The sequence below is a fragment of the Citrobacter sp. genome (assembly GCF_050252275.1).
Lineage (GTDB): Bacteria > Pseudomonadota > Gammaproteobacteria > Enterobacterales > Enterobacteriaceae > Citrobacter_A > Citrobacter_A amalonaticus.
The window spans coordinates 1-5988 of sequence record NZ_JBFWLF010000282.1; the positions used below are offsets into that span (position 1 = coordinate 1).

A 5988-nucleotide genomic window follows, 5' to 3' on the forward strand; every position below is an offset into this window, starting at 1 on the left:
TTTACTTAGAGAATAAATACCAATACTTTCGGAAGGAACAAAATCACCGTCCCCACCGTTGCTGTTGACATTAATCGATCCGCTGTTGGTTAGCGAATTCGTACCATTGGCGGCATACAGGCCATACACACCATTTGCTTGAGAACTAAGAGTGATAATCCCCTGGTTTTCGCCACTGCCACCAGACTCAGTACGAATACCAGCACTTTCAGTATTCAGATAGGCTTCGCTACTTCCGTCCTGTGTGTAGCCTAAATTGATATGGCCCGTCGCGGTATTAACGAATTTAGTACCACTGAACGTTCTGGCAACGTAAACGTTACCTGTCTGGAGTTTGTCGGTTGAATTCGCCCAGTAACCAGTATTAATGATGCCATCGTTTTCAGCGGAGGCACCGTTTGTTGTCGTTATTCCTGAAACATAAGAGTTTTGGGCTTTATTCGTATAGTTATAACGTGGCGATATAGTGTAAATCCCTTGCGCACTATTTATAAAATGACTGTCAGTGCCGTCAACCTGGATGCTAACGTTTTGATACTCACCGGTAAAGACATTGCCACCCAGACTCAGGAATCCATTGTTGATAAAGGATGAGCCACTATTCACTTGTGCGATTTTGCTGGTACTCATCGCCGTTCCGTTATTGATAAATGTGGCGTTATGATCAAGTTGAATAAGTTTAAACGCTGGAGTGCTACTAACACTCACATCTATCGAGCCCCCTTCTGCGATAGTAATGAGCGCATTCTGACCATCTGCACGGAAGAATGCTGTATCAGGGTTTCCGTAAACAGAAACATCAAATCCATCCGGAGACCGGGATACCTGGTAAGACTGCGTGGTGGAGATATATGCTTTTTGCAGTTCACTCTGATAACTGGCATAAGCTAATTCACCTGAGGACAATTTACTGACAAGCCAGTCATTCCATGCTTTAAAGTCAGACAGGGAACTGACCGTATGTGATGTGCCATCAAAAGCCGTAAAAGTGCCTGAATAACTGTCGCTCTGAATGTCTACTATGCTCGGTGTCGAATACCCAGATAAATCATCTACAAATCTGGCCTGAATTTTCTGTTGTGAAATCCAGTTAGCAGTAGCTTTATTTGCTGTTGTACCATCAACAAAGACCAGAGAACTGTCCCTTACTTCACCAATATTATACTCATTCTGATTTAATTCGATATTTGCAACGCCATTGGTGACCGTCGCCAGGCGGGTATCAATATAGGGGGTTGCATTCGGCAAAACAAACCTCATACCCGGACTGAAGGTATAGGCATCCCGTTCGTTAAATGCCTCTGAACTGTAAACCATAACAGTTTTGTTACTTGCTGTAATAGGATCATACACTGTCACTGCGGTGGTTAAGCCGGGATAAATAAGTTTGTTCCCGACATCAGGTAATGACGTCACCGCAGAACCGCCTAGCGTCACGTCATAACCCGCGTCAATTATTTCCTGAAGGGTGGAAATTATCTGGAATGTGGCTCCTCCTGCTGTCCATGTATTTACACCTGAAACAGACCACGTGTTCCCGTCAGAAATGACAGCAGCTCCGTTCTGGTTATTCTCTAAAGTTGGGGTCCAGGAATCATCCAACTGACAATTAAAGGTGACGACATCACAGGTGGCAGCAGTAGCACCCGCTGACAGCACTGCCATCAGACCAGCCGCCTTCACAGACTTACTGACCGCGCGTTTAATTTTCCCGCGGCCTAACTCAGAGGTGACAACCCACTGCATCAGCGTGCTGTTCCAGATAACGCGATAGATTTTGTTCATAATGGACACCTCTTATACTGTGCCAAAACTGACTACACAGGTGTCGGCTCTGTCACTGTACTGAGCCTTCCCTGTACCACTACACATCATTGGCGCAGTCTTTTTATTTGTCCGGATGAGATTATTGCCTCTTCCAGAGTCATTCTCCGGTACTGAAATCAGCCCCCAAGAATTATTGATATTGCGAATTTTTAGTTGTTCCATGCTATATACTCGTTGGTGATTTTTTATGTTTTTTTTGTTGTTCAAGCGAATGCTTTTTTTTCCGTAAGAGCGATAAAAGATTTCCGGTGCCTCTCAATATCTGAAGCACGAAAAAAATAATCTTAGAGAGGGTGGTTATATTTCCTATTACCTACATCAAGGTTTTATATAAGGGGTAATGAAATGACATTACTGCCCTTACAGGCACCTGAACGGTGCCTGGTCGGCAAATATAACTACTCATTACGTATTGCAGTCTGCTGACAAACTGCATTCTCGGAGAATGGTCTACATTTCTACGACCTCTGTAAAATAAAACAACAAGGGAACAAATAAGAAAGTATCATAAAGACATTTTCTTTTTCTGTTTATGATATCGACACACTACCAGTTGAAATGGTTTTATGGATCTGTCCTTTTGCTATTCCCCAATAGCAGTTTTGCACTGTGTTAAAAGAGAGTCAAGCAGCGCTAAAATGTTAAAAAAGTAATATTAACGCAGCTGGACAAACCAGTTATATAATTCCTGGTGGTCGTTTTAAATGAGGGGCGTCTTTTCTGGAAATATCACTTACTTGCTCTTTTGAGGTTGAGATATTTGCATCTGACAATAAGAATATTGCAAACATTAGATGAGGCTGGAAGTAGTCACCCGAGAGCACAATTTGCTAAAAAGTAATGGGCGTGGTTTGTAATTTTAATTTAAGTGATTGTATATAATGATATTTTTCTAAGTTGTTGTTATGAATTAATAATCTCCATTTTTATATCATGTAAAAAACACAACGTTATGATTGTATTATTCTTTTTTTGTTTTTTCGTTAGATATGAAAATTTGTTAAAAAAACAGTGTTACGAGAGGGTGGCAGCCGTAATTCGTAATCTGACCGGGTAAATTTTATAAAATTCAGATTTTTCTTTCTGAACAATACCCTGATAAAGGGGGACGTATCAGTAAATTAGCCTTATGCCATGCCCATTTTTTGTGTCTTAAGCGTTTCTCATTGTTTCGTGTCGCTGCAACCCAGAACATTTCCATCCCGTTAGATAAATGGATGGATCATCAAGTCAGAAACCTCGGACAAAAAAGCTGGTGCGGTTCACCGGATCCCGTTCTTTGCAGGCCAGCAGCACACGTCCGGATCCGCGCGAGAGGGAGACAATCCCTATTGCAATCAGAAAGGGTGAAGCCTAAGAACGGCCAAGGGATTCAATATCCTGCAACAGCGTGTCGATCGTGGCGCGCCCTGTGAAAGGTTCTGGCGCACCTTCAGGTGCTGTCAGCCCAACCCTGTTATGCCAGTACGTGGGCACTCCCACTTTTTGCGTCCCACACATGTCATAAGCTGAGCCAGCGACAAATATAGCCTCGGCAGGAACAAAGCCTGTATTACACAACGCCAGACGATACGGCTCAGGATGCGGCTTGTAAAAATCAGCCTGTTCGGAAGTCACGACGACATCGAAGGGAACGCCGACAAGATCCGCAGCAATGCGCCTGAGGCGCGCCGAACAGTTAGTGACCACACCTAATCCCATCAGCTCAGAATAGACCCTGTTAACCGATTACACTGACGTGATTTGCTCCACCAGCATTGAACGCATCATCTCTGGACGTAATGCTGCGCTGAGCCTGACAGAAATCCTTACTCATCAGCTCAGTGATATTTCTGCACTCACCGACAGTATTGGCGGGGGCAACGCGAATAAATGGGGACTGCGCACATTACCTTTAAGCGGTCAGAACTTGTTGAAAAACTGAATGACATTATCACTAAGCATTATCCGGGGATATTGGCAGCATGATAGTTCATCGTTATCATTACTGGGCTCGATATCACGGGTGTTTTTAGCGAAATACGATTGGAGGTTTAATTGGGAGCTCCGGCGTTTTTCGAACAGATAAAAACGCTGTAATAACAATGGTTATATGACCTGTATTCGAATCCTGTAGGAGCCGGATCAGGCATCGCCAGCATCCGGCATGTCGATAAATACATTATTCTCTATAAAAGTCTGAAATATCGACCGTATTTTCTTTCACTGATTCCATTGCGGAAATAAACGCATTTTCATGTTCTTCTTCTTCCTCACGTGGTAATGAGTTGCCATAGAAACGGCCATTTTTGTGAATAGCCAGAGAATCACTTTTCACCTGACCATTTACAATACCCTGCGCATTAATACTGACTTCGCCACCAATACAGTTGCCATTTAACACGCCATCAATGGCGATAGCGTAAGCAATAATATCACCTTCAACGTGTCCACTTTTTAAAATATGGACGGTTTTCTCTGAGCGAATAATACCGTCAATACGACCATTGACGTGAATGTCACTGGTAGAGTTCAATTCGCCCTTAATAATGCAGGATTCAGGAATAACTGCAACGGAGGGTTCCATTTGTGCACTGTGCGAAGGTTTTACCGTGATTTCTACGTCGTCACCGAGGTAGGAGACCTGGGAAGAATTAAGAGAAGATGCAATGTTGATATCTGTATTGGTATCAGCAAAAGTCGAATTTTGCCCTTTACGTTTAAACATGGTCCGGATCCCCGTCGATGATGAAAATAAATAAACAGCATAAATTAAACCACAGCTCAAAATAATCGCGGAAACAATCTTCCATCGAGACTTTAACGTGATGTAAAAATGTTGATCCCCTACGCCGTAATGGATGATGAGGTAAATCCAAAGCCCCCAGACCAGCCACAGGAGGTTATATTGCATAAGATTTTATGTCATCTCCTGTTTATATTTATAACTGTTTGTGTGTATTTTTACGGTATCACCCAGAGGCTTATTACACAATAAAAAATAAACGATGTTTTATTCTGCTTGTAATAATTTAAAGTTAAACCTTTTAAAAAATATCAACGCTATATTAACAATAGTCAAGGCGATAGAAGGAACAGATAAGTTCCTGATTGCACATTGCAAAATCTGAGATGATTTTTTTGCGATGTTTCAGAATTTATAGAGGGGCAATTTTTCGGATTATTATTCCCTTTTAGTGACGAATTTTGTGCAGTAGTTTGAATTTTTAGTGATGAGGAGTGGCGTGGAGAGGGATATTCCTTCGATAGCGGGCAAGGTGTTATCGGACAAAAGAGAGAAGATTGACAATCAACCATGCGGCTACAGAAGTGGATTGGTGAAGCGTAGAAAAGTGACGAAAATGTAAAAAAAATGTATCGATGAAAAATAAGTCAAGATAAGCCGCTGTTTTTTAGGATGAATCTTATAACTGACGGTGCTGAAGAGGGAGACTGCGGCATGAGGAACAGGTCAGTCAGACCTGCTCTTTCGGTAAACTCAACGTAAACCGGGTCACGTTTACATCCGACGTCACCGACACTTTTCCGTGGTGTGCGGTCACAATCGATTTCACGATCGCCAGTCCGATGCCGCTGCCTTCGCCTTTGCGCTGGCGGGATGGATCCACGCGATAAAAGCGATCAAACAACCGTGGTAAATGTTCGGCAGGGATAGGTGTTCCCGGGTTTTCAATGATGATGTGCACCTGTTCGTCCGCCTCTGTCAGCCGGACGGTAATGCTCTGGCCCAATGGCGTGTAGCGCATCGCGTTGGAGAGGAGATTGCTGATCGCCCGGCGCAGCATACCTGAATCGCCGGATACCAGGCATGGACGCCCTTCAAAATGCAACCCGACTTCCCGTTCTTCCGCCAGCGCCTCAAAAAAGTCGAATACTTTACTGACTTCATCCGCCAGATTGATCGTTTTTTTCTCCGGGATCAGCTGGTTGTTATCGGCCTGCGCCAGAAACAGCATATCGCTGACCATTTTCGCCATATGGCTAAATTCTTCGAGGTTGGAATAGAGCACCTCTTCCAGCTCCTTCTGGCTACGGGGCTGGCTGAGGACAATTTCTGTTTGCGTCACCAGGTTGGTGATAGGGGTACGGATCTCATGGGCAATATCAGCTGAAAAATTGGACTGGCGGGTAAAATCGTCTTCGATACGCTCGATCATGTGT

At 43.6% G+C, this 5988-nt stretch carries 4 protein-coding genes and 2 pseudogenes; 2 read left to right on the top strand and 4 right to left on the bottom strand.

Going from position 1 to position 5988, the window contains the following annotated elements:
- Positions 1 to 1785 (bottom strand): ESPR domain-containing protein (locus AB7E14_RS19315; protein ID WP_428169811.1); only part of this gene is annotated, 1785 nt, incomplete at its 3' end.
- Between the two features lie 1395 nt (positions 1786 to 3180).
- Positions 3181 to 3528, bottom strand: coding sequence for an HAD family hydrolase (locus AB7E14_RS19320; protein ID WP_428169812.1), 348 nt, complete (start codon positions 3526 to 3528; stop codon positions 3181 to 3183).
- 16 nt (positions 3529 to 3544) lie between these two features.
- Between AB7E14_RS19320 and AB7E14_RS19325 the strand changes: the two are divergent.
- Both AB7E14_RS19325 and AB7E14_RS19330 read left to right on the top strand, forming a co-directional pair.
- Positions 3545 to 3712: pseudogene (locus AB7E14_RS19325) on the top strand (DUF4942 domain-containing protein); the annotation flags it as partial.
- Positions 3703 to 3795, top strand: a pseudogene (locus AB7E14_RS19330) (DUF4942 domain-containing protein); the annotation flags it as partial. The pseudogenes AB7E14_RS19325 and AB7E14_RS19330, both read left to right, overlap by 10 nt.
- 193 nt (positions 3796 to 3988) lie before the next feature.
- Here AB7E14_RS19330 and AB7E14_RS19335 read toward each other — a convergent pair.
- Positions 3989 to 4720, bottom strand: a complete 732-nt coding sequence (locus tag AB7E14_RS19335) for a bactofilin family protein (protein ID WP_058587742.1) — start codon at positions 4718 to 4720, stop codon at positions 3989 to 3991.
- Between the two features lie 562 nt (positions 4721 to 5282).
- Positions 5283 to 5988 (bottom strand): Cu(+)/Ag(+) sensor histidine kinase (locus AB7E14_RS19340; RefSeq protein WP_428169813.1); only part of this gene is annotated, 706 nt, incomplete at its 5' end.

What these genes read in the sequence shown, in the direction of transcription:
- AB7E14_RS19335 (WP_058587742.1), bottom strand. Translation starts at nt 4,720, where the DNA reads ATGCAATATAACCTCCTGTGGCTGGTCTGGGGGCTTTGGATTTACCTC.
- AB7E14_RS19320 (WP_428169812.1), bottom strand. Translation starts at nt 3,528, where the DNA reads ATGGGATTAGGTGTGGTCACTAACTGTTCGGCGCGCCTCAGGCGCATT.